Consider the following 25,444-nt stretch of genomic DNA (forward strand, 5'->3'; position numbering starts at 1 on the left):
TATGGTCAAGGCCTCTCGATCCGAACGTCCGGCACCGGTTGGCCGACGCGGGGCATGCCGAGCATGACAGCCCGGCTCTTGCGAATGGTCACCATCGCCTCCTGCACCTGGTCCTGCTCATCCGGCTCAAGCTCGGCGAGCGTGTCCTTCACCGTCGCGATCAGCCGCCGGACCCGGGCGATCTCCTCCTGCGAAGGCATCGCCTCCGCTTTCGCCCACTCATCCGCCGTGCTCAGCGCGGCAATACGCTCCCTCGACTGCAGCAGGTCGGACAGGTAGCGCTCCAGGTCCGGCAGATAGGACACATCCGTGGTGTAGTGGTCGCAGCCCATGCAGCGGAACCGGATCGGACACTCGCCCCCTCCGGCCTGGACGTTGGAGGGCTCCTGGCAGCCGCCGAACGCCACAGGCACCGATTCGAGACCCCGCCGCACGTGCTCGGACTCCAGCAGCTGCCTCGCCTCACGCCAGGTGCGGTTGCCGTGCCGGTCGAAGTGGAACCGGGCGACCGTGTCGACGGCCTTGCGGGTCCGTTCCTCCGTCACCCGGTAGTACCGGCGCGTCGACTCCATAAGATCGTGGTCCATGAGCTTGCGGAGCTGGTCGATCGGGACACCGGCGTCCGCGTGGCGCTGGGCATAGCTGTGCCGGTAGGAATACATCACCACCTTGGACCGGTCGAACTGCGTCTTGCCGTCCTCCATCACGATCGGCGGCATCGCCGCGACCCACTCTGAATGCCGTTCCTGGATCGTGCCCAATGCGACCGACCGCGTGCCGCGTGGGTTGCGGATCGAGCCAGGCAGCAGCACGAGCTCCGACAACGGCGTGTCCGGGAACCGGGCGCGGACCCGCTGCTGCTGCTCCCGGATCACATCAGCGGTGGCCTGGGGTATCGGCAGCCGCAGGCCCAAGCGGTTGCACTTGAAGTTCGTCCAGATCAGCTCGTACTTCCCCCTCGGATCGGTGGCCAGGCAGTCCCAAGTCAGCTTGCAGATCTCATCCGGACGCCGGCCGGTGTCGATCATCACGTCGATGGCCACCCGCACCTCCCGTGAAGCGGCCTCCTCCAGCCGGTCCAGCTGCCCGCAAACCTGCCGCAGCACGACGGCCGGCAGATCGCGGGGCTTCCTGCGCTTGTCTTCCTTGGGGATGTCGGACTCCCGCAGCGCGAAGTCCTCCGAGACGCCCGCCATCGGGCCGCCCGGTCGGGAGGCGCCTAGCGCCCGGGTCCGGTTCAGCAGCTTGCGGAGCATCCGCAGCGTGTTGCGCCGCAGGCTCTCGGTCATGTCATCGTCGACCTGGGCGACCTGGAACGTCAGCCGACCCATGAAGTTCTCCATGTCCGCCCGGTCCACTGCCGTCGCGACGTCGCCACCGTCCTCGCGGAAAGCTCGCAGGCTCTTCGACAGCCGGGCCGCCGCGCCAACGTGAGCCTGCAGGAACCGGGTCGCGCTCTTGCCGTAGTGCCGTGGCAACTCGTCCACCAGCCACATCATCACCGCCTCGCGCAGCCACTTCTGGCTGATGCCCTTGAAATCCAGCACCCCGCGGTGACCCCACGCGCGGGCATCCCACTGGTCGGGCTTCCGCCGCTCCACCTCCGGGTCCAGGAAAGCCCGCACCACGTGGTCCCGCAGCAGCCGGGCATGCAGGGCGGCGGTGTTCTTGATCCTCTTGTCGTCCAGATCCGGCACGTCCATCAGAGACGGCACTTCCTGCCGCCGGAGCCAGTTGACCGTCGACCGCAGCTTCTGCGGCGACACCTTCACCTCCTGCCCGATCCGCTCCTGCGTCGCGAACAGCACCTCCACGACCAGCAGCGGGGACAGCCCCGCCAGCGGCACCGCCCCCGGATGATCCGGCGCCGGAGCCTCCGTCCGCGCCCAGCGCGTCTCGTCCGCGGCCTCCGGCTCGCCGTCACGGACCAGCCGTTTCCACTTCATCATGTGCGCCTGGCAGTACGGGCTCGTCGTCAGCTCCCGCTCCCGCGAGCATGCAACCACCCCACAGATCCCCAGTGGCGGCATCGGCTTGACCAGCGGATGAGCGAAGAACTCCTCCCTCGAAAGACCCAGGTTGCGGAACCGGGAGCGGTGCGGTTCACACAGCTTCTGAACGGAACTCGCCCACATCCGGGCGCACTGCGGAACCACGCAGCGCTGCCGCGGCTTCTTCTTATCCGCCTCCACGCTGCCCAAGAACTCCTCGAAGCCCAGCCCGGACCGGTTCCACCTGGTCTGGCAGGCGTGGCACAGCCCCGAGAGCAACGTCGCGCCGGAGACACACGCCGGATTGACGCACCGCGTCCAAGCCAGCAACGGATGACCCGCAGGGATCATCAACGTCAAGGTGCCCTCGTCCCAGCCCGCCTCTGCCAGGAACTGGGGGTCCAGACGCGCCCGCAGCCGCTCCACCTCAGGATCGGAGCCGGTGAGCTGCTCGGCCTCACGCACCGCAGTGATCGTCATCGCGATGTCCTCTCCGCACCGGTGACCAACTGCCGCGGCGAGGGAACCCGCTCGACGGCGTCCCGCAGAACCTGCGAATCAACATGCAAGTAAGGGGTCAAAGACTCCGGCGACTCGTGGCCCATCAGCTCCGACAGCTCATCCCACTCCGCCCCAGCAGCCCGGGCATTGCTGGCAAAAGCGTGACGCAGCTGATGCGGCCGGACCCTGCGCGGCAGGCAGGCCCGCTCGCTGAGCGCAGTCAGCAGCTCGTTCACCGCCCGCGGCGGCATCGGCGCTCCCAGCGGCTCACGCTGCAGGTTCACCAGCACGAAATCGCAGGCCGCCGCCGCGCGGCAGGCCATCCGCTCCATCACATACCGGTCGTGCGCCTGCACCAGCAGCCGATCGACCGGAACCACCCGCTCCCGCCTCGACTTCGCCCACGCCCCGTTCGGATTCAATTCCCGGCGCACCACATGCAGATGCGCACCCGCCACCGAGCAGCCCAGCGACACCGAACTGAGCAGGAAATGCATGTCCTCGCGGCGAAGCCCCACCAGCTCACCGCGCCGCAGACCACCGCGGCCCATGAACAGCAGCATCATCCGATCCCGAGCCGTCCGGCAGGCCCGCAGCAGCCCCAGGATCTCCTCGTCACTGGCCCGGTCCACCGGCCGTTTCGGCTCCCGCATCCGATGCCTCACCCCCAGACGCAGCCCCGTCCCGGCGGCCTCGCCCCGAGCCGCGGCCGGCAGATCCTGCGTCAAGGCGATCTCGAACAGCACCGGCAGCACCGACGCGGGCACCTCACCATGTGTCACCGCGTGCGCGAGCATCCCGCGCACCGCGCTCAACACCCCGTTGACCCGCTTCTCACTGCGGACCGGCTTGCGCCCCGGCCCCGCCATCACCACCGACCCCGACAACGCCTCGACACCCGAAACGCCCTTCGGCGCGTAACGCAGCCACGTCATGAACAGACCCAAGTCCGGCGCCGCCGTACGCCAGTCCCGCTCCGTACGCACACACCACCGTAAGAACAGCGCGATCGCGTACGCGTACGTCTGCGTCGTCGACTCCGCCTTGCCCTTCCCGAACCGCACGTGCTGCAAATACCGATCCGCAGCCGCCACCGGGATCAACTGACCGTCCAACACCGTCCAGTACCGCTGCCCCGACGGCAGGGTCACATGAAACGCCCTCAACCTGGTGCTCTCTCTCATCTGATGTACGCCACGCCACATGCACGACACCCATACAGAGGTGTTGTGTACAGGCCGCGCAAGAGACTTTCATGCAACGTCACACGACAGAGCACCCACCCCAACAAAACGCCGCGCTCACCCGCGGCACGGTCGTGGTCGAGGCGGAGCTGCGCAGCGGCTCCCTCGTCACGGCGCGACGGGCCAGGGAGCTGCACCGGACGGTCATGGGGGTGCCGGGCCCGGTCACGTCGGGGTTGTCCTCGGGAGTGCACCGGCTCCTGCGGGCCGACGGCGCACTCGTCACCGACCCCGACGAGGTGATCGAACTCGTCGGGCACATCGGGGAGCTGGCCCCCGAACGCAGGGGACCGGCCTTGCCCCGCGACCTGCTGCCCCCGGCGGCGGCGCGGGTCCTGGAGGCGATGCCTGCGCGGAACGCCGTTCCGGTGGGGAAATTGGCGCGTGCCGCGGGCACGCCGAGTGAGCTCACGCTCGTGCGCCTCCACGAACTGAGATCACTCGGATTCGTCGAACGGAAGGGCGACCACTGGTGGTTGCTGCCGCCCGCACCGGCCGGGGCCAGACACCCCAACGTGTGACGGTGCGGTCCTTGACCCGCGGCTGCGGGGTGAAAGGGTGAGCGTAGCCCGCTGGTTCAGCCGGTATCCGCTCCGCAACCCATGGAACGTGCCTGCCTGCGGCGTAACCCAGGGGTGCGTGCAGCGGAACGTATCTGCGCATACCTGATCGAGTGCTCATCGCGCATGGCGATCAGGCGGTCACGCTACGCTCACCTCATTCTGACTCCCCAGTAGAACGGCTCAAGGCGACGAATGCCCCAGCACAATTCCGGGCCCGACCGTACGGCCACCGCCGAGGCGCCGGTCGCTGTCGAGGCCGTCGCGCCCAGCACCGGCCCCAGCGCGCTGGACAAGCTGTGGCGGTCGTACAAGGGCACGGGCGACGGTCGGCTGCGGGAACAGCTCATCCTCCACTACTCGCCGCTGGTCAAGTACGTCGCCGGGCGCGTCAGCGTGGGCCTGCCACCGAACGTGGAGCAGGCGGACTTCGTCTCCTCCGGTGTCTTCGGGCTCATCGACGCCATCGAGAAGTTCGACCCGGACCGCGCCATCAAGTTCGAGACCTACGCGATCACCCGTATCCGCGGGGCGATGATCGACGAACTGCGGGCCATGGACTGGATTCCCCGCTCCGTACGGCAGAAGGCGCGCGCGGTCGAGCGGGCGTACGCCACGTTGGAGGCGTCCCTGCGGCGAACGCCCTCGGAGGCCGAGGTCGCCGCCGAGATGGAGATCTCCGTCGAGGAACTGCACGGGGTCTTCAGCCAGTTGTCGCTGGCGAACGTCGTCGCGCTGGAGGAGTTGTCGCACGCGGGCGGCGAGGGCGGGGACGGCCTCAGCCTGATGGACAAGCTGGAGGACACCGCCGCCGACGACCCGGTGGAGATCGCGGAGGACAGGGAGCTGCGGCGGCTCCTGGCGCGGGCCATCAACACCCTGCCGGACCGGGAGAAGACGGTCGTCACCCTCTACTACTACGAGGGCCTCACGCTCGCCGAGATCGGGCACGTACTGGGCGTGACCGAGAGCCGGGTCAGCCAGATCCACACCAAGTCGGTCCTCCAGCTCCGGGGGAAGCTTGCGGAGATGGGTCGCTGAATCGGTACTGCCGTCCGTAGAGTGGACGGGTGCCCAGGATTCGAGCGGCCTCGGTGGCCGAGCACCGGACCTTGCAGCGTGGCGCCCTGCTGGACGCGGCGCGTTCCCTCCTCTCCGAAGGCGGCACGGAGGCGTTGACGTTCCCGGCGCTCGCGCGGCGCACGGGTCTCGCGCGGTCCTCCGTGTACGAGTACTTCCGTTCGCGTGCCGCCGTCGTCGAGGAGCTGTGCGCGGTCGACTTCCCGGTGTGGGCGGCCGAGGTCGAGTTCGCCATGGCGGAGGCCGACGGACCCGAGGCGAAGGTCGAGGCGTACGTGCGGCAGCAGTTGGCGCTCGTCGGTGACCGCCGACACCGCGCGGTCGTCGCGATCTCCGCCGGGGAACTCGACGCCGCCGCCCGCGAGCAGATCCGCGCCGCGCACGGCGGCCTGGTCGCGATGGTCGTCGAGGCCCTCGCCGACCTCGGCCACACCCAGCCCCGGCTCGCCGCGATGCTCCTCCAAGGGGTGGTCGACGCGGCGGTACGGCGGATCGAACTCGGTGCCGCCGAGGACCCCGTACGAGTCACCGAGGCCGCGGTGTCGATGGTGCTGAACGGCGTGCGCGGCTGAACCGTCGCCGGGGCGTCGGGCGCGTGCTGGCTGCGGCCGCGACCGTCGGTCTCCGCCCTTCCCGTAGCTTCCGGCGCGCCTGGAACGCGGCGCCGGCCAGGGCCGCCGCGGCGGTGAGCGGTGCGGCGCCACCGCCCGACGGTGCGCTGGTGCGGGACGTTCTGGCGGTGAGTGAGCCCTCGCCGGAGAGCCGTACGCCGTCCGCGCTCACGTCCGCGCCTCCGCCCCCGTCTCCGGCGTCCTCCCGTGGCTCCGGCACGTCGGCATACGGCAGCAGCCGAGCCGGCCCCCCACGGAGCATGTGCGGTGGCAGCAGCGACAGCGGGTCCAGGTAACGGTCGCCGCGCAGCAGACCCCAGTGCAGGCAGGCGGAGCGGCAGTGGAACGCCACCGGCCGCCCCGGCCGCCCCGACTTCCCGGAGCGTGCCCGCTGCACCGTCCCGACCACGTCGCCCGCCCGCACCCGTTCGCCCTTCGCGACGGACGCGCGCACGGGCTCGTACGTGGTGCGCAGCGGCGGATCGCCCGTGCCCGAGAGCTCGGTCGCGACCACTCCCCGCCCGGCGACCGGCCCGGCGAACGAGACCGTGCCCGCCCCGGCCGCGCGAACGGCCTGTCCCGCGCGGGCCGCGAGGTCCACGCCACGGTGACCCGCGGCCCACGGTGCGGGCGGCGGCTCCCAGCCGCGCACGACCACGGGCCGGACGCCCCCGGCGGCACCCTCGACGGGCCAACCGCGGGACGGTTCACGCCCGTCGGCCTTCGTCGCGCCGACGGATGCGGCGGCGGGCGCGGGCACCCGGGCGGCGCCCGGATCGGTGCCGCCGCGGGACGGTGGCCGCGTCATCGTGAGCAGCGCCAGTGTCGCCACGAACAGCACGGCCAGCGCCAGCGTAAGTGCCGACGGGCGGCAGGCGGGCGAGGACGGCAGATCGGCGCGTACGGAATGTCGGTTTCGCATGGGCAGAGCGTGACGGCTCCGGCGGCCTCCTTGTGGATCATGGTGGGGAACGGTGGACAACCCGCGGGTTGTGGACAACTCGCTCACCCCGGCGCGTGAATCCACCCGGTCCCGGCCGCCTCCGCCGCCACCCCGGGGGCCGCGACCACCGCCCGTGAACGCCCCGTCCCGGTCCTCCCGGAGCCGGTCGCACGCCGCTTCCCCGGTCCCGTACACTTCTGCTGGCGATCCGGGTCATCGGGTCGACTTCGCACGCCCCGCCACCCTCACCCGGTGGCCGCGTACCTCGGTCCTCGGAAGCCTCCCCGCACGTACGGGACTCCGCAGGCACAGCGCGTCAGGGGCGTCAGGCGCGCGGGTCGTACGGCCCGCGTGAGACAACCGAGCACCTCAAGGAGAACGGCCATGGCCGTCGTCACGATGCGGGAGCTGCTGGAGAGCGGCGTCCACTTCGGGCACCAGACCCGTCGCTGGAACCCGAAGATGAAGCGCTTCATCTTCACCGAGCGCAACGGTATCTACATCATCGACCTGCTCCAGTCGCTGTCGTACATCGACCGCGCCTACGAGTTCGTCAAGGAGACCGTCGCGCACGGCGGCTCCATCATGTTCGTCGGCACGAAGAAGCAGGCGCAGGAGGCCATCGCGGAGCAGGCCACCCGCGTGGGCATGCCCTACGTGAACCAGCGCTGGCTCGGCGGCATGCTGACCAACTTCTCGACCGTCTACAAGCGCCTCCAGCGCCTGAAGGAACTCGAGCAGATCGACTTCGAGGACGTGGCCGCCTCCGGCCTCACCAAGAAGGAACTGCTGGTCCTCTCGCGGGAGAAGGCCAAGCTCGAGAAGACCCTCGGCGGTATCCGCGAGATGCAGAAGGTGCCCAGCGCCGTCTGGATCGTGGACACCAAGAAGGAGCACATCGCCGTCGGCGAGGCGCGGAAGCTCAACATCCCCGTCGTCGCGATCCTGGACACGAACTGCGACCCCGACGAGGTCGACTACAAGATCCCGGGCAACGACGACGCGATCCGTTCCGTCACCCTGCTCACCCGCGTGATCGCCGACGCCGCCGCGGAGGGCCTGATCGCCCGCTCGGCCGGTTCCGGTGAGGGCAAGGGCGAGAAGGCCGCCGGTGAGCCGCTGGCCGAGTGGGAGCGCGAGCTGCTCGAGGGCGAGAAGGCCGAGGCCCCCAAGCCGGACGAGGCGAAGGCCGAGGACAAGGCCGACGAGAAGCCGGCCGACGAGGCCGTCCAGGCCGCCGAGCCCGAGGCCGCCGCGGCCCCGGCCGAGGCCGAGAAGCCCGCCGACGCCTGACGCTCCACACGTGTGAACGCCCGGCGGAGGGGACCCGTTTCCCACCGCCGGGCGTACGGCGGACCAGCCCGGCTGAGCGGTGCGAAACCGCTCGCCCGGCCCGCCACCACAGCGACCTCATGACGGACAGCCCCGCCCGGCGCACAGCGCGCGGCGGGGCCGAGTGCACAGAAGGAAAGAAGGATGGCGAACTACACCGCCGCTGACGTCAAGAAGCTGCGCGAGCTCACCGGCGCCGGCATGATGGACTGCAAGAAGGCGCTGGACGAGGCCGAGGGCGACGTCGACAAGGCCGTCGAGTTCCTCCGCGTCAAGGGCCAGAAGGGCGTCGCCAAGCGCGAGTCGCGTACGGCGTCCAACGGCGCGGTCGTCGCCCGTATCGCCGACGGCAACACCTCGGGTGTGCTCGTCGAGCTGAAGTGCGAGACCGACTTCGTGGCGAAGGGTGACAAGTTCACCGTCGTCGCCGACGCGATCGCCCTCCACGTCGACAACACCGACCCGGCCGACACCCCGACCCTGCTCGCCTCGGAGATCGAGAGCGGCAAGACCGTGCAGGCGTACGTGGACGAGGCCAACGCCACGCTCGGCGAGAAGATCGTGCTGGACCGCTTCGCGAAGTTCTCCGACGGCTACGTCGCCACGTACCTGCACCGCACCAGCCCGGACCTGCCCCCGCAGGTCGGCGTGCTCGTGGAGCTGGACGCCGGTTCGGTCTCGGACGACGCCGCGAAGGCCGGTATCGCCAAGGACGTGGCGCAGCACATCGCCGCGTTCTCGCCGAAGTTCCTCTCCCGTGACGACGTCCCGGCCGAGACGGTGGCGAGCGAGCGCCGTATCGCCGAGGAGACCGCGCGCGAGGAGGGCAAGCCCGAGCAGGCCCTGCCGAAGATCGTCGAGGGCCGTGTGAACGGCTTCTACAAGGAGAACTGCCTCCTCGACCAGCCCTTCGCCAAGGACAACAAGAAGTCCGTGGCGAAGGTGCTCGAAGAGGCCGGTGTCTCGCTGAAGCAGTTCGCGCGCTTCCGCGTCGGCGCCTGACCCACCCCGCCGATTCCGGTGCCCCCTACCTGGTCCGCGAGCCGGGAAGGCACCCGTTAGGGTCGGGCACACGGCAGTTCTGACGAGGAGGCCATTGCCAAGAGGAGCCGACAGGGTCCACCGGCAGTGGCCTCCTTCGTATGCACGAGGAGATCTCCATGAGCAATGACACCGACACCGACAAAGACCACGGACGGCGTCGCTTCCTGCTGAAACTCTCCGGCGAGGCGTTCGCCGGTGGCGGGGGGCTGGGGGTCGATCCCGACGTCGTGCACAAGATGGCACGGGAGATCGCCTCCGTGGTCCGCGAGGGTGCGGAGATCGCCGTCGTGATCGGCGGAGGCAACTTCTTCCGCGGCGCCGAGTTGCAGCAGCGGGGCATGGACCGGGCGCGCTCCGACTACATGGGCATGCTCGGGACGGTCATGAACTGCCTCGCGCTCCAGGACTTCCTGGAGAAGGAGGGCATCGACTCCCGCGTCCAGACCGCCATCACCATGGGCCAGGTCGCGGAGTCGTACATCCCGCTGCGTGCCGTACGGCACCTGGAGAAGGGACGCGTCGTCATCTTCGGCGCCGGGATGGGCATGCCGTACTTCTCCACCGACACCACCGCCGCGCAGCGCGCCCTGGAGATCGACGCCGAGGCGCTGCTCATGGGCAAGAACGGTGTGGACGGGGTCTACGACGCCGACCCGGCGACGAACCCGGACGCCGTGAAGTTCGACGCCCTGGAGTACGGCGAGGTCATCACCAGGAACCTCAAGGTGGCCGACGCCACCGCCGTCACCCTCTGCCGGGACAACGAACTGCCGATCCTCGTCTTCGAGCTGCTGGCCGAGGGCAATATCGGCCGTGCGGTGAAAGGTGAGAAGATCGGCACCCTGGTGAGCAGCCGGAGCACCAGGGACTGACCGGCTCCCCGGCCGCGTGACGTCACCTGAAGTCGCCCGCGACGGCGTGCCGTTGGGGTGGCCGGAACGGCGCGGTACGGGGATGGACAACAGCCTGCCGGTCGGACACCGTGCAGGGAATCAGGGCACTGCTCGCCTCCGGCAGCCGTTACCGGAGCAGGCAGGCAGCCCCTCAGGCTCATTCATCGAACCAGGAGCACGTGGTGATCGAAGAGACCCTCCTCGAGGCCGAGGAGAAGATGGAGAAGGCGGTCGTCGTCGCCAAGGAGGACTTCGCCGCGATCCGCACCGGTCGTGCGCACCCGGCGATGTTCAACAAGATCGTGGCGGAGTACTACGGCACGATGACCCCGATCAACCAGCTGGCGTCGTTCTCGGTGCCGGAGCCGCGGATGGCGGTGGTCACCCCGTTCGACAAGAGCTCGCTGCGCAACATCGAGCAGGCGATCCGCGACTCCGACCTGGGCGTCAACCCGTCGAACGACGGGCACCTCATCCGGGTGGTGCTGCCGGAGCTGACGGAGGAGCGCCGCAGGGAGTTCATCAAGGTCGCGAAGACCAAGAGCGAGGACGCCAAGATCTCCATCCGGAGCGTGCGCCGCAAGGCCAAGGAGAGCCTCGACAAGGCGATCAAGGACGGCGAGATCGGCGAGGACGAGGGCCGCCGCGGCGAGCGTGAGCTGGACGACACGACCGCGAAGTACGTCGGGCAGGTGGACGAGCTGCTCAAGCACAAGGAAGCCGAGCTGCTCGAAGTCTGAGGCTGTGATCCGTGACTGACTCATCGCGGGGGTTCCCGCCACCGGGCAGCGGCTTCCGGGGCGCCCCCGACCGGCCACCCGGCATGCCGGGACACCCCCCGCAGCGAAGCGAGGCGGGCGGTCCCGCGCGCCTGGACGGCGACCTGGCGGACGCGTCGCAGACTCGGCCCATGCCCATCGTGCCCGACACGCCTGACCGGGGTGGCCCCGGCGGCGACGACGCAGGACGCCGTGGCCCCGGACCGTGGGACCACGCGTCGCCCCCCGACCCGTCCGGTCGGCCGGGCCGACCCGACGACCCCGGGGGTTCCGGCCCGCCCGCGCCCCCGCCGGGCCGCCGGGCCCGCGCGCGTGCCGGGGGAGCGGAGCAGGAGAAGGAGCAGCGGAAGGCGGCGGGCAAGCAGCGTGCCGGTCGTGACCTGGGGGCGGCGATAGGGGTCGGCCTCGCCCTCGGCGCCCTGATCGTGGTCTCCCTCTTCGTCTACAAGGCGGCGTTCGTCGTCGTGGTCGCCGGTGCCGTCTGCGTCGGGCTGTGGGAGCTGACGACGCGGCTGGCCGAACGCAAGGACATCCGCGTCCCGTTGGTCCCGTTGGCCGTCGGCGGCGCCGCGATGATCTTCGCGGGGTACGCCCGTGGTGCGGAGGGCGCCTGGGTGGCGATGGCCATGACGGCGCTCGCGGTGCTGGTGTGGCGGATGACGGATGCGCCCGACCAGTATCTGCGGGACGTGACGGCGGCGGTGTTCGTCGCGTTCTACGTCCCGTTCCTGGCGACGTTCGTGGCCCTGATGCTCGCGGCCGACGACGGCCCTCAGCGGGTGATGACGTTCCTGGTGCTCACCGTCGTGAGCGACACCGGCGCGTACGCCGTCGGTTGGCGCTTCGGCACGCACAAGCTCGCCCCGCGGATCAGCCCCGGCAAGACCCGCGAGGGCCTGTTCGGCGCGATCGGCTTCGCCATGGTGGCGGGCGCCCTGTGCATGCAGTTCGCCGTGGACGGCGGCGTGTGGTGGCAGGGGATCGTCCTCGGGCTGGCGGTCGCGGTCAGCGCGACCCTCGGTGACCTGGGCGAGTCCATGATCAAACGGGATCTGGGCATCAAGGACATGGGCACGTTGCTGCCGGGCCACGGCGGCATCATGGACCGGCTGGACTCGCTGCTGCCGACCGCCCCCGTCGCCTGGCTGCTGCTGGTGGCCTTCGTCGGCTCCGGCTGACCGGAACCGAACCGTACGGCCGGTCCTCCCGCACCGGCCGTACGGGAGTCGGCCCCCCCGGCCGTCGCGGGCTCGGGCGGCGCCCCTACCCGCTCCGCGCGTCTGCGACACTGGTGGGGTTATGCCTGCACCCGGAGAGTTGACCTTCACCGCGCCCCGCGGCGCCGCCAAGCCGCCGCGGCACCTCGCCGACCTCACCCCCGCGGAGCGCCGCGAGGCGGTCGCGGCGCTCGGCGAGAAACCGTTCCGCGCCAAGCAGTTGTCGCAGCACTACTTCGCGCGCTACGCCCATGACCCCGCGCAGTGGACGGACATCCCCGCGGCCGCGCGCGAGCGGCTCGCGACGGAGCTGCTGCCTCCGCTGATGTCGGTCGTACGGCACATCAGCTGCGACGACGACACCACCCGCAAGACGCTGTGGAAGCTGCACGACGGCACCCTCGTGGAGTCGGTGCTGATGCGCTACCCGGACCGGGTGACCATGTGCATCAGCTCGCAGGCGGGCTGCGGCATGAACTGCCCGTTCTGCGCCACGGGTCAGGCGGGCCTCGACCGCAACCTGTCGACCGCCGAGATCGTGCACCAGATCGTCGACGGCATGCGGGCGTTGCGCGACGGCGAGGTCCCCGGCGGTCCCGCCCGGCTCTCCAACATCGTCTTCATGGGCATGGGCGAGCCCCTCGCCAACTACAACCGCGTCGTCGGTGCCATCCGCCGCCTGACCGACCCGGAGCCGGACGGTGTCGGCATCTCCCAGCGCGGCATCACGGTGTCGACGGTGGGTCTCGTTCCGGCCATGCTGCGCTTCGCGGACGAGGGCTTCACGTGCCGCCTCGCGGTCTCGCTGCACGCGCCCGACGACGAGCTGCGCGACACCCTCGTCCCGGTGAACACCCGCTGGAAGGTACGGGAGGTGCTGGACGCCGCCTGGGAGTACGCGGAGCGTTCCGGCCGCCGTGTCTCCATCGAGTACGCGCTGATCCGCGACATCAACGACCAGGCGTGGCGCGCCGATCTCCTCGGCCGCCTCCTCAAGGGCAAGCGGGTGCACGTCAACCTCATCCCGCTCAACCCGACGCCCGGTTCGAAGTGGACCGCGTCCCGGCCGGAGGACGAGCGGGAGTTCGTACGGGCGTTGGAGGCGCACCGGGTGCCGGTGACCGTACGGGACACCCGCGGCCAGGAGATCGACGGCGCCTGCGGGCAGCTGGCGGCCACCGAACGCTGAGAGCTGACCGGCCGCCGTACGGTCGCGGCCGGGCATCCGTCGGTCACGCGGGTCATCCGCCGGGCGCTGACCGGGGCCGTCACGGCCGGGCTGGTACTGTTCGAAAGAACGTACACACCGACAGGGGAGCGCGAGCAGCGCTGAGAGTGCGGCACCAGCCGCAGACCCTCGAACCTCGCCCAGGTCATGCTGGGTAGGAAGTTCGGCCAATCTCTTGTGCTGCCCACGTGCGCCCGCGTACCCGTACCGAGGGCGGCAGTATGAGACAGACCGTGACCACCGGCCTCGCCGTCGCGCTGGGCGCCTCGCTGCTCGCGGGCTGCGGCTCGGGCGGCTCCGGCGACGGCGAGGCGTCGAAGACCGTCACGCTCGTCACGCACGACTCGTTCGCGGCGTCGAAGAAGGTGCTGGCCGCCTTCACCGAACGCACCGGGTACGAGGTGCGGGTCCTGCGGGGCGGCGACGCGGGCTCGGCCGTCAACCAGGCGGTGCTCAACAAGGACAACCCGCAGGGCGACGTCTTCTTCGGCGTCGACAACACCCTGCTGTCCCGCGCGCTCGACAACGGCGTCTTCACCCCGTACGAGGCGAAGGGCCTCGACAAGGTCCCGGCGGCCCTGCGGGACGGCACCGGCGGGCACCGGGTGACGCCCGTCGACACCGGTGACATCTGCGTCAACTACGACCGCGACTGGTTCGCCCGCGAGAAGCTGGCCCCGCCGCGCTCGCTCGACGACCTGGCGAAGCCCGCGTACAAGGACCTCCTCGTCACCGAGAACGCCGCCACCTCCTCACCCGGCCTCGGCTTCCTCCTCGCCACCGTCGAGACGTACGGCGACGACGGCTGGGAGGGCTACTGGAAGAAGCTCCGGGCCAACGGTGTCGAGGTCGTCGACGGCTGGGAGCAGGCGTACAACGACCGCTTCAGCGGCTCGGCCGCCGGCAAGGGCAAGGGCGACCGCCCGCTCGTCGTCTCGTACGCCTCCAGCCCGCCCGTCGAGGTGCTGGGCAAGGAGCCGCTGCCGAAGGAGGCGCCCACGGGGGTCGCGGAGGGGACGTGCTTCCGGCAGACGGAATTCGCCGGGCTGCTGTCGGGCGCGCGCAACGAGAAGGGCGGGAAGGCGCTGCTGGACTTCCTGCTCGGCAGGGAGTTCCAGGAGGACCTGCCGCTCCAGATGTTCGTGAAGCCCGCGCGCGCGGACGCGAAGCTGCCGGAGCTGTTCACCCGTTACGGTGCGACCGCCGACCGGCCGGTGGTGATGGAGCCGGAGCGGATCGGTGCGGGCAGGGAGCAGTGGGTGAAGTCGTGGACCTCGCTCGTGCTGAAGTGACCGTACGGGGCGCGGAACCGCCCGCCGGAGCGCCCCCCGGCCCCGACGGACCCGCCCCGCGCCCGTACGCCCCCCGCCGCGCCGCCGCCGTACGGCTCGCGCTGATGGCCGTGCCCGCCGCCTTCTTCGCCCTCTTCTTCGGCTACCCCGTCGCCGCGATCGTCGGCCGCGGCCTGCGCGACGGCGGGCACTGGCAGTGGGCGCGCGCCGGGGAGGTGCTGTCCGACCCGGACGTGCTGCACGTCCTGTGGTTCACGGTGTGGCAGGCCGCGGCGTCCACCGGGTTGACGCTGCTGCTGGCGCTGCCCGGCGCGTACGTCTTCGCCCGCTTCGACTTCCCCGGCAAGCGGCTGCTGCGCGCGCTGGTGACGGTGCCGTTCGTGCTGCCGACGGTCGTCGTCGGCTCCGCGTTCCTGGCGCTGCTGGGTCGGGGCGGCGCGCTGGACGAGGCGTTCGGGCTGCGGCTGGACACCTCGGTGTGGGCGATCCTGCTGGCGCACGTGTTCTTCAACTACGCCGTCGTCGTACGGACGGTGGGCGGCCTGTGGTCCCAGCTGGACCCGCGTCAGGAGGAGGCCGCGCGCGTCCTGGGCGCCGGGCGACTCGCCGCCTGGCGGAAGGTGACGCTGCGGGCGCTGACCCCGTCGGTCGCGGCGGCGGCGCTGATGGTGTTCCTGTTCACGTTCACGTCGTTCGGCGTCGTGCAGGTCCTCGGCGGGCCGCGCTACGCCACATTGGAGGTCGAGATCTACCGGCAGACCGCCGGTCTCCTCGACCTGCCGACCGCCGCCGTGCTCACCCTGCTCCAGTTCGCCGCCGTCGGCGCGCTGCTCGCCGTGCACGCCTGGTCCGTACGCCGCCGGGAGACCGCCCTCGGCCTGGTCGACGCCCGGCACACCGCGCGCCGCCCCGAGGGCGTGGGGCAGTGGGCGCTGCTCTGGTCGGTGCTGGCGGTCGTCGCCGTACTGCTGCTGGCGCCGCTCGCCGTCCTCGTCGAACGCTCCCTGCGCGCCTCCGACGGCTCCCACGGGCTGATGTTCTACCGCGCGTTGGGCAGGCTCGACGCCGACGGCACGTTCCTCGTACCGCCCGTCGAGGCGGTCGGCAACTCCCTCGCGTACGCCGCCGTCGCGACGCTTGTCGCCCTCGTCGTCGGTGGTCTCGCGGCCGCCGCGCTCACCCGCCGCGCCGGACGTCTCGTCCGCGGCTTCGACGCGCTGCTGATGCTGCCGCTGGGCACGTCCGCCGTGACCGTCGGCTTCGGCTTCCTCATCGCGCTGGACGAGCCGCCGCTCGACCTGCGTACGTCGTGGCTGCTGGTGCCGCTCGCGCAGGCGCTGGTGGGCGTGCCGTTCGTGCTCCGTACGCTGCTGCCGGTGCTGCGCGCCGTGGACGTACGGCTGCGGGAGGCCGCCGCCGTGCTCGGCGCCTCGCCGTGGCGGGCGTGGCGGGCGGTCGAACTGCCGCTGGTGGGGCGGGCGTTGCTGGTCGCGGCGGGTTTCGCGTTCGCCGTGTCGCTCGGTGAGTTCGGCGCGACGGTCTTCATCGCCCGCCCGGACAGCCCCACCCTGCCCGTCGCCGTGTCCCGTTTCCTGGGCCGCGCCGGGGAGTTGAACTACGGGCAGGCGATGGCCCTGAGCACGATCCTGATGCTGGTGTGCGCGGTGACGCTGCTCGCGTTGGAACGCGTACGCACCGACCCGCGGGGGAGTTCTGATGCTGCGCCTGGAGGGCGTGACCGTACGGTACGGGGCGCGGGCCGCGCTGGACGCCGTCGACCTGACCGTCGCCGCGCACGAGACCGTGTGCGTGCTCGGGCCGAGCGGCAGCGGGAAGTCGACGCTGCTGCGCGTCGTCGCCGGGCTCCAACAGCCGGACGCGGGGCGGGTCCGGCTGTCCGGGCGCGACCAGGCCGGGGTGCCCGCGCACCGGCGCGGACTGGGGCTGATGTTCCAGGACCACCAGCTGTTCCCGCAGCGGGACGCGGGCGCGAACGTCGCGTTCGGGCTGGAGATGCGGCGGCTCGGGCGGCACGCGGTGGAGGAGCGCGTCGTCGAACTCCTCGACCTGGTCGGCCTCCCCGGCGCCGCCCGCCGCGCGATCCCCTCCCTGTCGGGCGGCGAGCAGCAGCGCGTGGCGCTGGCCCGCGCGCTCGCGCCGGAGCCGCGCCTGCTGATGCTCGACGAGCCGCTGGGGCAGCTCGACCGAGGCCTGCGCGAACGCCTCGTCGTCGAACTCCGCGCCCTCTTCCGTCGCCTGGGCACCACCGTGCTCGCCGTGACCCACGACCAGGGTGAGGCGTTCGCGCTCGCCGACCGGGTCGTCGTCATGCGGGACGGGCGGATCGCGCAGGCCGGTACGCCGCTGGAGGTGTGGCGGCGCCCCGCCTCGGAGTTCGTCGCCCGCTTCCTCGGCTTCGACAACGTCGTACGCGCCGACGTCGCGGGCCGCACCGCAGTGACCCCGTGGGGCCCGGTACCGGTGCCGGACGGTACGCCCGGCGGCCCCCGTACGCTGCTGGTCCGCCCCACCGGCGTACGCCTCACCGCGCCCGCCGACGGCCTGCCGTGCCGGGTGACCGGGCGGACGTTCCGCGGTGGCGCGTCGTCGTCGGTGGCGCTGCTGCTGGCGCCGGAGCAGGGGCCGCCGCTGGAGGCGAGCTGCGACCTGCGGGACGCCCCGGACACGGACGCGGAGGTCGGTGTCGCCTTCGCCGCGGACGACGTGGTGGTGCTGCCGGAGGAGCGGTAGGCGCGACCGGCGTCCGGTTACGCGCCGTCGCCGCCGCCGTGCCCCAGCCGCTCCAGGGTGTCCGGCACCTCGTCGACCGAGTCGACCAGCGCGATGCGCCCGGCCATCGGGCGGCCCTCCGCGAGCGCGCACAGCAGCGGCCAGGCGGGCAGCGTACGCGTCCAGTGCTCCTCGCCGACGAGTACCATGGGGGTCGGCCCGCCGCGCGACTGGTAGTAGTTGGGCGTCGCGTTGTCGAAGATCTCCTGCAACGTGCCCGCCGCGCCCGGCAGGAAGACCACGCCGGCGTTGGAACGGGCGAGGAGGCCGTCCTCGCGTACGGCGTTCACGAAGTACTTCGCGATGTGCGACGCGAACACGTTGGGCGGCTCGTGCCCGTAGAACCAGGTCGGGATGCCCACCGAACGCCCGCCGTCGGGCCACCCGTCGCGCACCGCGAACCCGGCCTCCGCCCACGCGCCCACCGACGGCGTGAACGAGGGGGAGCCCGCGAGGATCTCCAGGGCCTTGCCGAGCACGCCGTCCTCGAACGGGGCGGTGTACGCGCCGAGGTTCGCCGCCTCCATGGCCCCCGGTCCGCCGCCGGTCGCGACGGTGAGACCGGAACGCGCCAGGGTGCGGCCCAGCCGGGCCGCGTCCGCGAACGCGTCCGAGCCGCGCTTCAGCGCGTGGCCGCCCATGACGCCCACGACGCGGGCGCCGACGAGGAGTTCGTCGAGGGCGTCGTTGACGGAGTCGTCGTGGATGGCGCGCAGCATGGAGCTGAAGATGTCGCCGTCGCCGCCGGTCTCCCGGAACCAGGCGTACGCGCGGGCGTCCGGCGTCCCCTCGTAGCCCGCGGACAGGTTCTCGAACAGCTCGTGCGCGTCGTACAGCAGCCCGCGGTACGGGTCGAACGGCAGGTCCGGCACGGGCGGGAAGACCAGCGCGCCGCCCGCGCGCGCGGCCGCGGCGGCCTCCGGCTCCATCGGGCAGCCGAGGAAGACGGCGCCGTCGGTGGCCACGCCGCGCAGCGCGGCGGTCCGTTCGCGGAGGTCGACCGACTGGACGCGCCAGCCCGCCAGCGAACCGGCGGAGGCGAGCACCCGGTCGAACTCCTCCAGCGTCTCCATCTCCCAGTCGTGGTCGACGGGGCCGAGTGCTTCGGGAGCGCCCGCGGCTTCGGGGCCGTGCGCGGCGGGGGAGGGGTCGTGGGGCTGCATGCCGTCAGCCTAGATGAATGAGTCCGATGTCTTCAGTGGTCGTAGGCGATCAGTGATCGTTTGATGGGTGCGCCGGTGGTCCAGTTGTGCCAGATGCCGGCGGCGAGGGCGAGGAGTCGTTGTCCGGTGCGGGCGAAGACTCCGGCCGGGGTTCTGCCGCCGTGTTGTTCGAGGCTGAGCTGGCCTTTGAGGGTGTCGATGACGGCTTCGATCCACTGGCGGACCCGGGCGATCTTCCCGTGCCGGACCGGTTCGTCCTTGCGGTCCGGCCGCACCAGGTGTGCGCCGAGCCGCTCGGCGACGAACGCTTCGAACTCCTTGCCCGCGAAGCCCTTGTCCGCGAGGATCACCTGCCCTTGGCGGACGAGGTGGTGTTCGCGTTCCAGGAGCGCGGTCATCACCTCCCGTTCGCCGAGTTTCGGGTTGGCCAGGCACCAGGTGACAGGCATGCCCTCGGCGGTGGTGACCAGGTAGAGGCGGAAGCCCCAGAAGAAGCGGGAGTGGCTGCGGCAGAAGCCGTAGCCGCAGTGCCCGGCCAGGTCGGAGCGTTTGACGGTCTCGCGGGAGGCCGCGCAGGGCAGCGGGGTGGAGTCGATCAGCCGCAGGTCGTCGTTCCAGGTCGGCACCTGCCTGGCCAGTGCCTCGATCACGCGGCTGATGAGCGGACCTGCGGCGTTGAGGCGCTTGTTGTAGGCGGACTGTTGGGGCAGGTAGCGGAAGAGGTGGCCGAGGCGGGCGTGGGCGAAGCGGATCCAGTGCCGGGTCGAGGGGAACCCGAGGAGGACCTGGGCCACGGCCAGGCACATCAGTTCGGCGTCCGTCAGCTTCGGCGGTCGCCCGATCCGGCGACAAGGCGCCACGTGGTCGTCGATGAACACGTACAGTGCCGCCAGAAGGGCGTCCAGGTTTGTCTTCACACACTGACCAACGGGCGCCCTTCGCCATGGTCGCGACCAGGACGGACATCGGACTCACTCATCTAGGGGCTGCCCGGCGAGGGGTTCGGGGAGGGGGAACGTACGGCCGCCGCACGGCACTTGCCGCGCTCCCGCCCCGCGTCGGCTCAGCCCACGGCCTGGTGCAGCGGCAGCGCCGCCAGCACGCCGACGCCCCAGGTCACCGGGGCCAGTACGGCGAGGAGCACCGCGCCGCGCAGCGCCGCCGCCCCGCGCAGCAGTCCGCGCGGGGCGCCGAGCCGCAGCAGCGTCGCGGTGACCGGCGCCCGTTCCGCGCGGCACGCGGTCGCGGCGGTCAGCGCGCTCGCGGTGGCGCAGCACACGACGAGGGCCGCGCCCAGCGCCGTCAGCGGCCCGAACGCCCGCGCGCCGCCGTCCGGCGCCGTGCCGTACAGTTCCGCCGCCGCCAGCGCCCCGGACGCCACCGCGCACAGCACGCCGAGCGGCCGCCCGACGCGTACGGCCTCCTGCTGGAGCACCCGTCCCGACAGCAGCCGCAGCGCGCCGGGACGGCCCAGGCTGATCAACCGGCCGCACAGGTGGGCGAGTCCGGGCCCGGCGAGGACCAGGCCGACCGCAGCGAGCAGCCATCCGCCGAGCACGGCGGGCGGGCTGCCGTCCACGGTGCCGGGCAGCGGCAGCAGCGCCGCGTCGCCGCCCTTCACGGGCGCGGAGCGCCGGGCGAGGGCCACCACCGTGATGCCGGTCGCGGTCAGCGCCGCGCCCCAGGGCAGCCCGGACATCGCCGCCGCGCGGGCCGCCTCCGTCGTACGCGAACCCGTACGCGCCCGGGATCGTACGGCGAGGGCGCTCGCCCCGGCGGCGACGGCCGGGGTCAGGCACAGCAGGGTCAGTACGGCGGCGGCGGGCAGTGGCCGGTCGCCGCCGAGGACGTCGGCGGCGGCACCGTCGAACGGCAGCCTGCCGCTGCCGCCGCGCAGCTGGAGGAAGACGAGCAGCGCCAGCGCACTGCCGAACGCGCCGGTCACCGCCGTCGAACCGGCCGCCAGCAGCGGCAGCCGCGCGGCCCCCACCCCCGCCGTGTCCAGCGCGGACGGCTGCCGTGGCGGTGTCTCCGTACGGGCGACGGCGGCGGCGAACTGCGCGGCGGCCGCGAGCGGTACGAGGCACCACAGGAGGCGTACGGAGGCGTCGCCGGAGTCGCGGGGGTGCGCCAGGCCGTAGCCGAGCGCGCTGAGGAGCAGGAAACCGGCGACGGCGATCGCGCACGCCACGGACAGCCGCCGCAGCAGCGTCCACGGGCGCGCGCCGCGGACTAGGCGGAGAGCGAGCACGCGGCGCTGCCCTCCGCTTCGGTGACCGGGCGGGGAGCGGTGGGGGTGCGGCGGCCGTCGACGAGGGGGACGCACCGGTCGACGAGCGACGTGCCGGTGGAGTCGTCCGTCTCGGCGGGCGCGGGCTCGGGCGAGGTGAGCACCACCGTGATGCCGTGCGAGCGGGCGGCGCTGGTGAGCGTGCGCAGCGCCTGCATACGGTCCAACTGGTGCAGCGGCGCGGTCGGTTCGTCCGCGAACAGCACGGTCGGTCCGGGTGCCAACGCCCGTGCGATGGCGACCCGTTGGCGCTGCGACTGGAGCAGGTCCGCGGGGCGCCGCCGCGCGCAGTCCCCGATGTCGAGGCGGTCCAGCCACTCGTACGCGGCTGCCCGCGCCGTGCGCTGCCGGGCGCCGGTCAGCAGCAGCGGCAGGGCGGCGTTCTCCCAGGCGGTCAGCTCCGGCACCAGCTCCGGCGCGCTGCCGATCCAGCCGAAGCGGTCGCGGCGGAGCCGCTCGCGCGAGGCGCGGCCCAGGGAGTGCAGGGGCACGCCGTCGAACCACACCTCGCCCTCCGTCGGGACCAGCCGCCCCGACAGGCAGCCCAGCAGCGTGCTCTTGCCGCTGCCGCGTGGGCCCGACACGGAAACGATCTCCTCCGGGCGTACTCCGAGGGTGATCCCCTGGAGGGCCGGGGAGCCGTCGTACGAGTAGTGCAGTCCGCGTGCCCAGAGCACGTCGTCGTCCGGCGGGGCAGCCATCGAAGGCACCTCCCACTCACCTCTGCTCCGTCTGCTCTGCTGATCGCCATCCCCCGAGGTGCGAACGACCGGCGGGGGGTTCGGTCACTGGCACCGTAGGGACAGCGTGGCGGGGGAGCGGCGCAGGCTCGGCGCGGGGGCGCGCAGGAACGTCCGTATGGAGGCGTCCGCGCCGAGCCGTGCAGTCGGGGTGACGGGGGTCAGAGCAGCTTCCACGCCTCCGTGAGGACGCCGCGGAGGATCTGCTCGATCTCGTCGAAGACCGCCTGGTCCGCGATGAGCGGCGGCGCCAGCTGTACGACGGGGTCACCGCGGTCGTCGGCGCGGCAGTACAGGCCCGCCTCGAAGAGGGCGCCGGAGAGGAAGCCGTACAGGACGCGTTCGCACTCCTCGTCGGTGAACGTCTCCTTCGTCGCCCGGTCCTTGACCAGCTCGATGCCGTAGAAGAAGCCGTCGCCGCGCACGTCGCCGACGATCGGCAGGTCGAGCAGCTTCTCCAGGGTGGCGCGGAAGGCGCCCTCCTGGTCGAGCACGTGGCGGTACAGGCCCTCGCGTTCCATCAGGTCGAGGTTGGCGAGGCCGACGGCGGCGGACACGGGGTGGCCGCCGAAGGTGTAGCCGTGGAGGAACGTGTCGTCGCCGCGGAAGAACGGCTCGGCCACCCGGTCGGAGATCACGGCCGCGCCGATCGGGGAGTACCCGGAGGTCATGCCCTTGGCGCAGGTGATGATGTCCGGCACGTAGCCGAACTTGTCGCAGGCGAAGACCGTGCCCAGCCTGCCGAACGCGCAGATCACCTCGTCCGAGACGAGCAGCACGCCGTACCGGTCGCAGATCTCGCGGACGCGGTCGAAGTAGCCGGGCGGCGGCGGGAAGCAGCCGCCCGCGTTCTGCACCGGCTCCAGGAAGACGGCGGCGACCGTCTCCGGGCCCTCGAAGAGGATCTCCTGCTCGATCTGGTCGGCCGCCCAGCGCCCGAAGGCCACCGGGTCGTCGCCGTGCAGCGGGGCGCGGTAGATGTTGGTGTTCGGCACCTTGTGGGCGCCGGGTACGAGCGGCTCGAACGGCGCCTTGAGGGCCGGGAGCCCGGTGATGGACAGCGCGCCCTGCGGGGTGCCGTGGTAGGCGACGGCGCGGGAGATCACCTTGTACTTCGTGTGGTTGCCGGTGAGCTTGTGGTACTGCTTCGCCAGCTTCCACGCGGTCTCCACGGCCTCGCCGCCGCCGGTGGTGAAGAAGACCTTGTTCAGGTCGCCCGGCGCGTGCCCGGCGAGCCGCTCGGCCAGTTCGACGGCGCTCGGGTGGGCGTAGCTCCAGATCGGGAAGAACGCCAGCTCCCGCGCCTGCTTCGCGGCGGCCTCGGCCAGTTCCGTACGGCCGTGCCCGGCCTGTACGACGAAGAGTCCGGCGAGGCCGTCGAGGTAGCGCTTGCCGTCGGTGTCGAAGACGTACGCGCCCTCGCCGCGCACGATGGTGGGTACGGGCGCGTGCTCGTACGACGACATGCGGGTGAAGTGCATCCACAGGTGGTCGTACGCGGTACGGGACAGGTCGTTGCTCACGGCTATCGGGTTCCCCATGCGTAGGTCTGCTTGCGCAGCTTGAGGTAGACGAAGCTCTCGGTCGAGCGCACCCCCGGCACGGTGCGGATGCGTTTGGTGAGCATCTCCAGGAGGTGCTCGTCGTCCTCGCAGACGACCTCGACCAGGAGGTCGAACGAGCCCGCCGACACCACCACGTAGTCGACCTCGTCGATCGCGGCGAGCGCGTCGGCCACGGGGTCGATGTCGCCGTCCACCGTGATCCCGACCATCGCCTGGCGCATGAAGCCGACGGTGAGCGGGTCGGTCACGGCGACGATCTGCATGACGCCCTGGTCGAGCAGCTTCTGCACCCGCTGCCGTACGGCCGCCTCGGACAGGCCGACGGCCTTGCCGATCGCGCCGTACGGGCGGCGTCCGTCCTCCTGGAGCTGTTCGATGATGGCCAGGGAGACGGCGTCGATCGACGACGGGCCGTGGGTGTTCTTGGAGTCGCGAGCCACAGGCACACCCTGCACGAGGACTCGACACTCTGGCAACCCTGGAGCGATGTAATCCGTTGTCTTGGTGGCTCTGGGATGCTGAATTCGTTGTACCAGGGTGTTGGGTGTATCGAAAGCGTCACCCTCCTGGTTAGGGTGGTCGTCTCACCCAATGGACAGCGGACAGGAGGGGTGCGAAGTGACCGCCGAGCTGCGTCGACTGCGCAACTACATCGACGGGGAGTTCCGGGATGCCGCGGACGGCCGGACGACCGAGGTGGTCGACCCGGTGACCGGCGAGGCGTACGCGACCGCGCCGCTCTCCGGGGCCGCGGACGTCGACGCCGCCATGGCCGCCGCCGCGAAGGCGTTCCCCGTCTGGCGGGACGCGACGCCCGCCACCCGCCAGCGCGTGATCCTGAAGATCGCGGACGTGCTGGAGGCGCGGCAGGACGAGCTGCTCGCCGCCGAGTGCGAGAACACGGGCAAGCCCCTGGAGCTGACCCGGCAGGAGGAGCTGCCGATGATGCTCGACCAGATCCGCTTCTTCGCGGGCGCCGCGCGGATGCTGGAGGGCAAGTCCGCGGGCGAGTACATGGACGGGCTCACCTCGTTCGTACGCCGGGAGCCGGTCGGCGTCTGCGCGCAGGTCGCGCCGTGGAACTACCCGATGATGATGGCCGTGTGGAAGTTCGCCCCGGCCCTCGCCGCGGGCAACGCCGTGGTGCTGAAGCCGTCCGACACCACGCCCGCGTCGACCGTCCTGCTGGCCGAGGTGATCGGCGGTGTGCTCGCCGAACTGGAGCTGCCCGCCGGGGTGTTCAACATCGTCTGCGGCGACCGCGACACCGGCCGCCTGATGGTCGAGCACGACGTGCCCGCCATGGCCTCCATCACCGGCTCCGTCCGCGCGGGCACCGAGGTCGCGGGCAGCGCGGCCAAGGACCTCAAGCGGGTGCACCTGGAGCTGGGCGGCAAGGCGCCCTGCGTGGTCTTCGAGGACGCCGACATCCCGGCGGCCGTCGAGGGCATCCGCGACGGCGGCTTCTTCAACGCGGGCCAGGACTGCACCGCCGCCACCCGCGTGCTGGTGCACGAGTCGGTGCACGACGACTTCGTCACCGCGCTCGCCAAGGCCGCGGCCGAGGTGAAGACCGGCGACCCGACGGACGAGGACTGCTTCTACGGTCCGCTGAACAACGCCGACCACCTCGCGAAGGTCGCCGGGTTCGTCGACCGGCTGCCCGCCCACGCGAAGGTCGAGGCGGGCGGTGAACGGGTCGGGGACAAGGGCTACTTCTACGCCCCGACCGTCGTCTCCGGCCTCCGTCAGGACGACGAGATCATCCAGAACGAGGTCTTCGGACCCGTCATCACCGTCCAGTCGTTCTCCTCCGAGGAGGAGGCGGTGACCTGGGCGAACGACGTGGAGTACGCGCTGGCGTCCTCGGTGTGGACCACGGACCACGCGCGCGCGATGCGGATGTCCAAGGTGCTGGACTTCGGCTGCGTGTGGATCAACACGCACATCCCGCTGGTCGCGGAGATGCCGCACGGCGGCTTCAAGAAGTCCGGCTACGGCAAGGACCTGTCGGCGTACGGCTTCGACGACTACACCCGGGTGAAGCACGTGATGACGGCGCTGTAGCGGGTGGCGTACGGGCCGGTCCGAGGGGTTCGTTCGGAGTGGTTCGGAGTTGTGACCTTCCGGGCTTGACGCACGGTGTGCGGGCGGTGGTTCCCTTGTCGGGGGCCCCGCCCG

Annotated in this window: 19 protein-coding genes, 3 pseudogenes and 1 riboswitch; of the genes and pseudogenes, 13 read left to right on the forward strand and 9 right to left on the reverse strand. The window is 71.6% G+C overall.

Annotation, left to right across the window (positions count from 1 at the left end):
* Positions 1-5: 5 nt before the first annotated feature.
* A complete protein-coding gene (locus D7M15_RS28780) occupies positions 6-2,471 on the reverse strand; it encodes a tyrosine-type recombinase/integrase (protein WP_206337404.1) in 2,466 nt (821 codons plus the stop codon).
* Positions 2,468-3,643, reverse strand: coding sequence for a tyrosine-type recombinase/integrase (locus D7M15_RS22270; RefSeq protein ID WP_206337405.1), 1,176 nt, complete (start codon positions 3,641-3,643; stop codon positions 2,468-2,470). Before D7M15_RS22270 ends, D7M15_RS28780 begins: the two co-directional genes overlap by 4 nt.
* Positions 3,644-3,786: 143 nt before the next feature.
* Between D7M15_RS22270 and D7M15_RS22275 the strand changes: the two are divergent.
* The 3 genes and pseudogenes from D7M15_RS22275 to D7M15_RS22285 all read left to right on the forward strand — a co-directional run.
* Positions 3,787-4,257 (forward strand): annotated as a pseudogene (locus tag D7M15_RS22275) (DNA-processing protein DprA); the annotation flags it as partial.
* 234 nt (positions 4,258-4,491) lie between these two features.
* Positions 4,492-5,337, forward strand: a complete 846-nt coding sequence (gene whiG / locus D7M15_RS22280) for an RNA polymerase sigma factor WhiG (RefSeq protein WP_121519118.1) — start codon at positions 4,492-4,494, stop codon at positions 5,335-5,337.
* 53 nt (positions 5,338-5,390) lie between these two features.
* Positions 5,391-5,948, forward strand: coding sequence for a TetR/AcrR family transcriptional regulator (locus tag D7M15_RS22285; protein WP_121519119.1), 558 nt, complete (start codon positions 5,391-5,393; stop codon positions 5,946-5,948).
* Positions 5,949-6,198: 250 nt separating this feature from the next.
* Here D7M15_RS22285 and D7M15_RS22290 read toward each other — a convergent pair.
* A pseudogene (locus D7M15_RS22290) lies at positions 6,199-6,795 on the reverse strand (M23 family metallopeptidase); the annotation flags it as partial.
* Positions 6,796-7,314: 519 nt separating this feature from the next.
* On the opposite strand from D7M15_RS22290, the gene rpsB reads away from it, so the two are divergent.
* The 9 genes and pseudogenes from rpsB (at position 7,315) to D7M15_RS22335 (ending at position 17,466) form a co-directional block, all read left to right on the forward strand.
* Positions 7,315-8,223: a 30S ribosomal protein S2 gene (gene rpsB, locus D7M15_RS22295; protein WP_121519120.1), complete on the forward strand. Its 909-nt coding sequence runs from the start codon at positions 7,315-7,317 to the stop codon at positions 8,221-8,223.
* Between the two features lie 183 nt (positions 8,224-8,406).
* Positions 8,407-9,264, forward strand: coding sequence for a translation elongation factor Ts (gene tsf / locus D7M15_RS22300; protein WP_121519121.1), 858 nt, complete (start codon positions 8,407-8,409; stop codon positions 9,262-9,264).
* A gap of 158 nt (positions 9,265-9,422) precedes the next feature.
* Complete coding sequence (pyrH, locus tag D7M15_RS22305) at positions 9,423-10,178, forward strand: UMP kinase (protein ID WP_121521225.1); 756 nt, start codon at positions 9,423-9,425, stop codon at positions 10,176-10,178.
* A 203-nt stretch (positions 10,179-10,381) separates the two neighbouring features.
* Entirely contained in the window at positions 10,382-10,939 is a 558-nt protein-coding gene (gene frr / locus D7M15_RS22310) for a ribosome recycling factor (protein WP_121521227.1), read from the forward strand.
* Positions 10,940-10,950: 11 nt separating this feature from the next.
* A complete protein-coding gene (locus D7M15_RS22315) occupies positions 10,951-12,156 on the forward strand; it encodes a phosphatidate cytidylyltransferase (RefSeq protein ID WP_121519122.1) in 1,206 nt (401 codons plus the stop codon).
* A 121-nt stretch (positions 12,157-12,277) separates the two neighbouring features.
* Positions 12,278-13,384, forward strand: coding sequence for a 23S rRNA (adenine(2503)-C(2))-methyltransferase RlmN (rlmN, locus tag D7M15_RS22320; protein WP_121519123.1), 1,107 nt, complete (start codon positions 12,278-12,280; stop codon positions 13,382-13,384).
* 112 nt (positions 13,385-13,496) lie between these two features.
* Positions 13,497-13,602, forward strand: a riboswitch (TPP riboswitch).
* Positions 13,603-13,644: 42 nt separating this feature from the next.
* The gene (locus D7M15_RS22325) at positions 13,645-14,715 is read left to right on the forward strand and encodes a thiamine ABC transporter substrate-binding protein (protein WP_121521229.1); all 1,071 of its coding nucleotides are present in this window, start codon (positions 13,645-13,647) and stop codon (positions 14,713-14,715) included.
* A 104-nt stretch (positions 14,716-14,819) separates the two neighbouring features.
* A pseudogene (locus D7M15_RS22330) lies at positions 14,820-16,415 on the forward strand (iron ABC transporter permease); the annotation flags it as partial.
* A 16-nt stretch (positions 16,416-16,431) separates the two neighbouring features.
* On the forward strand, positions 16,432-17,466 hold the full coding sequence (locus D7M15_RS22335; RefSeq protein ID WP_121519124.1) for an ABC transporter ATP-binding protein: 1,035 nt from the start codon (positions 16,432-16,434) through the stop codon (positions 17,464-17,466).
* A gap of 17 nt (positions 17,467-17,483) precedes the next feature.
* Here D7M15_RS22335 and D7M15_RS22340 read toward each other — a convergent pair whose 3' ends face one another.
* The 6 genes from D7M15_RS22340 to D7M15_RS22365 form a co-directional block, all read right to left on the reverse strand.
* Entirely contained in the window at positions 17,484-18,578 is a 1,095-nt protein-coding gene (locus D7M15_RS22340) for an LOG family protein (protein WP_240649712.1), read from the reverse strand.
* A 122-nt stretch (positions 18,579-18,700) separates the two neighbouring features.
* Positions 18,701-19,585, reverse strand: a complete 885-nt coding sequence (locus D7M15_RS22345) for an IS982 family transposase (RefSeq protein ID WP_121517663.1) — start codon at positions 19,583-19,585, stop codon at positions 18,701-18,703.
* A gap of 146 nt (positions 19,586-19,731) precedes the next feature.
* Positions 19,732-20,919 carry a hypothetical protein gene (locus D7M15_RS22350; RefSeq protein ID WP_121519126.1) on the reverse strand — a complete coding sequence of 396 codons (1,188 nt, stop codon included), beginning with the start codon at positions 20,917-20,919 and terminating at the stop codon, positions 19,732-19,734.
* Positions 20,901-21,659 (reverse strand): ATP-binding cassette domain-containing protein, encoded by a 759-nt coding sequence (locus D7M15_RS22355; protein ID WP_121519127.1) that lies wholly within the window; start codon positions 21,657-21,659, stop codon positions 20,901-20,903. The genes D7M15_RS22350 and D7M15_RS22355 overlap by 19 nt, the downstream gene beginning before the upstream one ends.
* A gap of 200 nt (positions 21,660-21,859) precedes the next feature.
* On the reverse strand, positions 21,860-23,239 hold the full coding sequence (locus tag D7M15_RS22360) for an aspartate aminotransferase family protein (RefSeq protein WP_121519128.1): 1,380 nt from the start codon (positions 23,237-23,239) through the stop codon (positions 21,860-21,862).
* Complete coding sequence (locus tag D7M15_RS22365) at positions 23,224-23,703, reverse strand: Lrp/AsnC family transcriptional regulator (RefSeq protein ID WP_206337406.1); 480 nt, start codon at positions 23,701-23,703, stop codon at positions 23,224-23,226. The genes D7M15_RS22360 and D7M15_RS22365 overlap by 16 nt, the downstream gene beginning before the upstream one ends.
* Positions 23,704-23,881: 178 nt before the next feature.
* On the opposite strand from D7M15_RS22365, the gene D7M15_RS22370 reads away from it, so the two are divergent.
* Positions 23,882-25,330 carry a gamma-aminobutyraldehyde dehydrogenase gene (locus D7M15_RS22370; RefSeq protein ID WP_121519129.1) on the forward strand — a complete coding sequence of 483 codons (1,449 nt, stop codon included), beginning with the start codon at positions 23,882-23,884 and terminating at the stop codon, positions 25,328-25,330.
* Positions 25,331-25,444: the final 114 nt, after the last annotated feature.

Origin of the sequence: Streptomyces sp. Z26, from assembly GCF_003665095.1 — a bacterium.
Taxonomy (GTDB): Bacteria; Actinomycetota; Actinomycetes; order Streptomycetales; family Streptomycetaceae; genus Streptomyces; species Streptomyces phytohabitans.

Coding starts and splice junctions, on each gene's coding strand:
- D7M15_RS22340 (WP_240649712.1), bottom strand. CDS start 18,578: ATGGAGACGCTGGAGGAGTTCGACCGGGTGCTCGCCTCCGCCGGTTCG.
- rpsB (WP_121519120.1), top strand. CDS start 7,315: ATGGCCGTCGTCACGATGCGGGAGCTGCTGGAGAGCGGCGTCCACTTC.
- tsf (WP_121519121.1), top strand. CDS start 8,407: ATGGCGAACTACACCGCCGCTGACGTCAAGAAGCTGCGCGAGCTCACC.
- D7M15_RS22355 (WP_121519127.1), bottom strand. CDS start 21,659: ATGGCTGCCCCGCCGGACGACGACGTGCTCTGGGCACGCGGACTGCAC.
- D7M15_RS22360 (WP_121519128.1), bottom strand. CDS start 23,239: ATGGGGAACCCGATAGCCGTGAGCAACGACCTGTCCCGTACCGCGTAC.
- D7M15_RS22325 (WP_121521229.1), top strand. CDS start 13,645: ATGAGACAGACCGTGACCACCGGCCTCGCCGTCGCGCTGGGCGCCTCG.
- pyrH (WP_121521225.1), top strand. CDS start 9,423: ATGAGCAATGACACCGACACCGACAAAGACCACGGACGGCGTCGCTTC.
- D7M15_RS22335 (WP_121519124.1), top strand. CDS start 16,432: ATGCTGCGCCTGGAGGGCGTGACCGTACGGTACGGGGCGCGGGCCGCG.
- whiG (WP_121519118.1), top strand. CDS start 4,492: ATGCCCCAGCACAATTCCGGGCCCGACCGTACGGCCACCGCCGAGGCG.
- rlmN (WP_121519123.1), top strand. CDS start 12,278: ATGCCTGCACCCGGAGAGTTGACCTTCACCGCGCCCCGCGGCGCCGCC.
- D7M15_RS28780 (WP_206337404.1), bottom strand. CDS start 2,471: ATGACGATCACTGCGGTGCGTGAGGCCGAGCAGCTCACCGGCTCCGAT.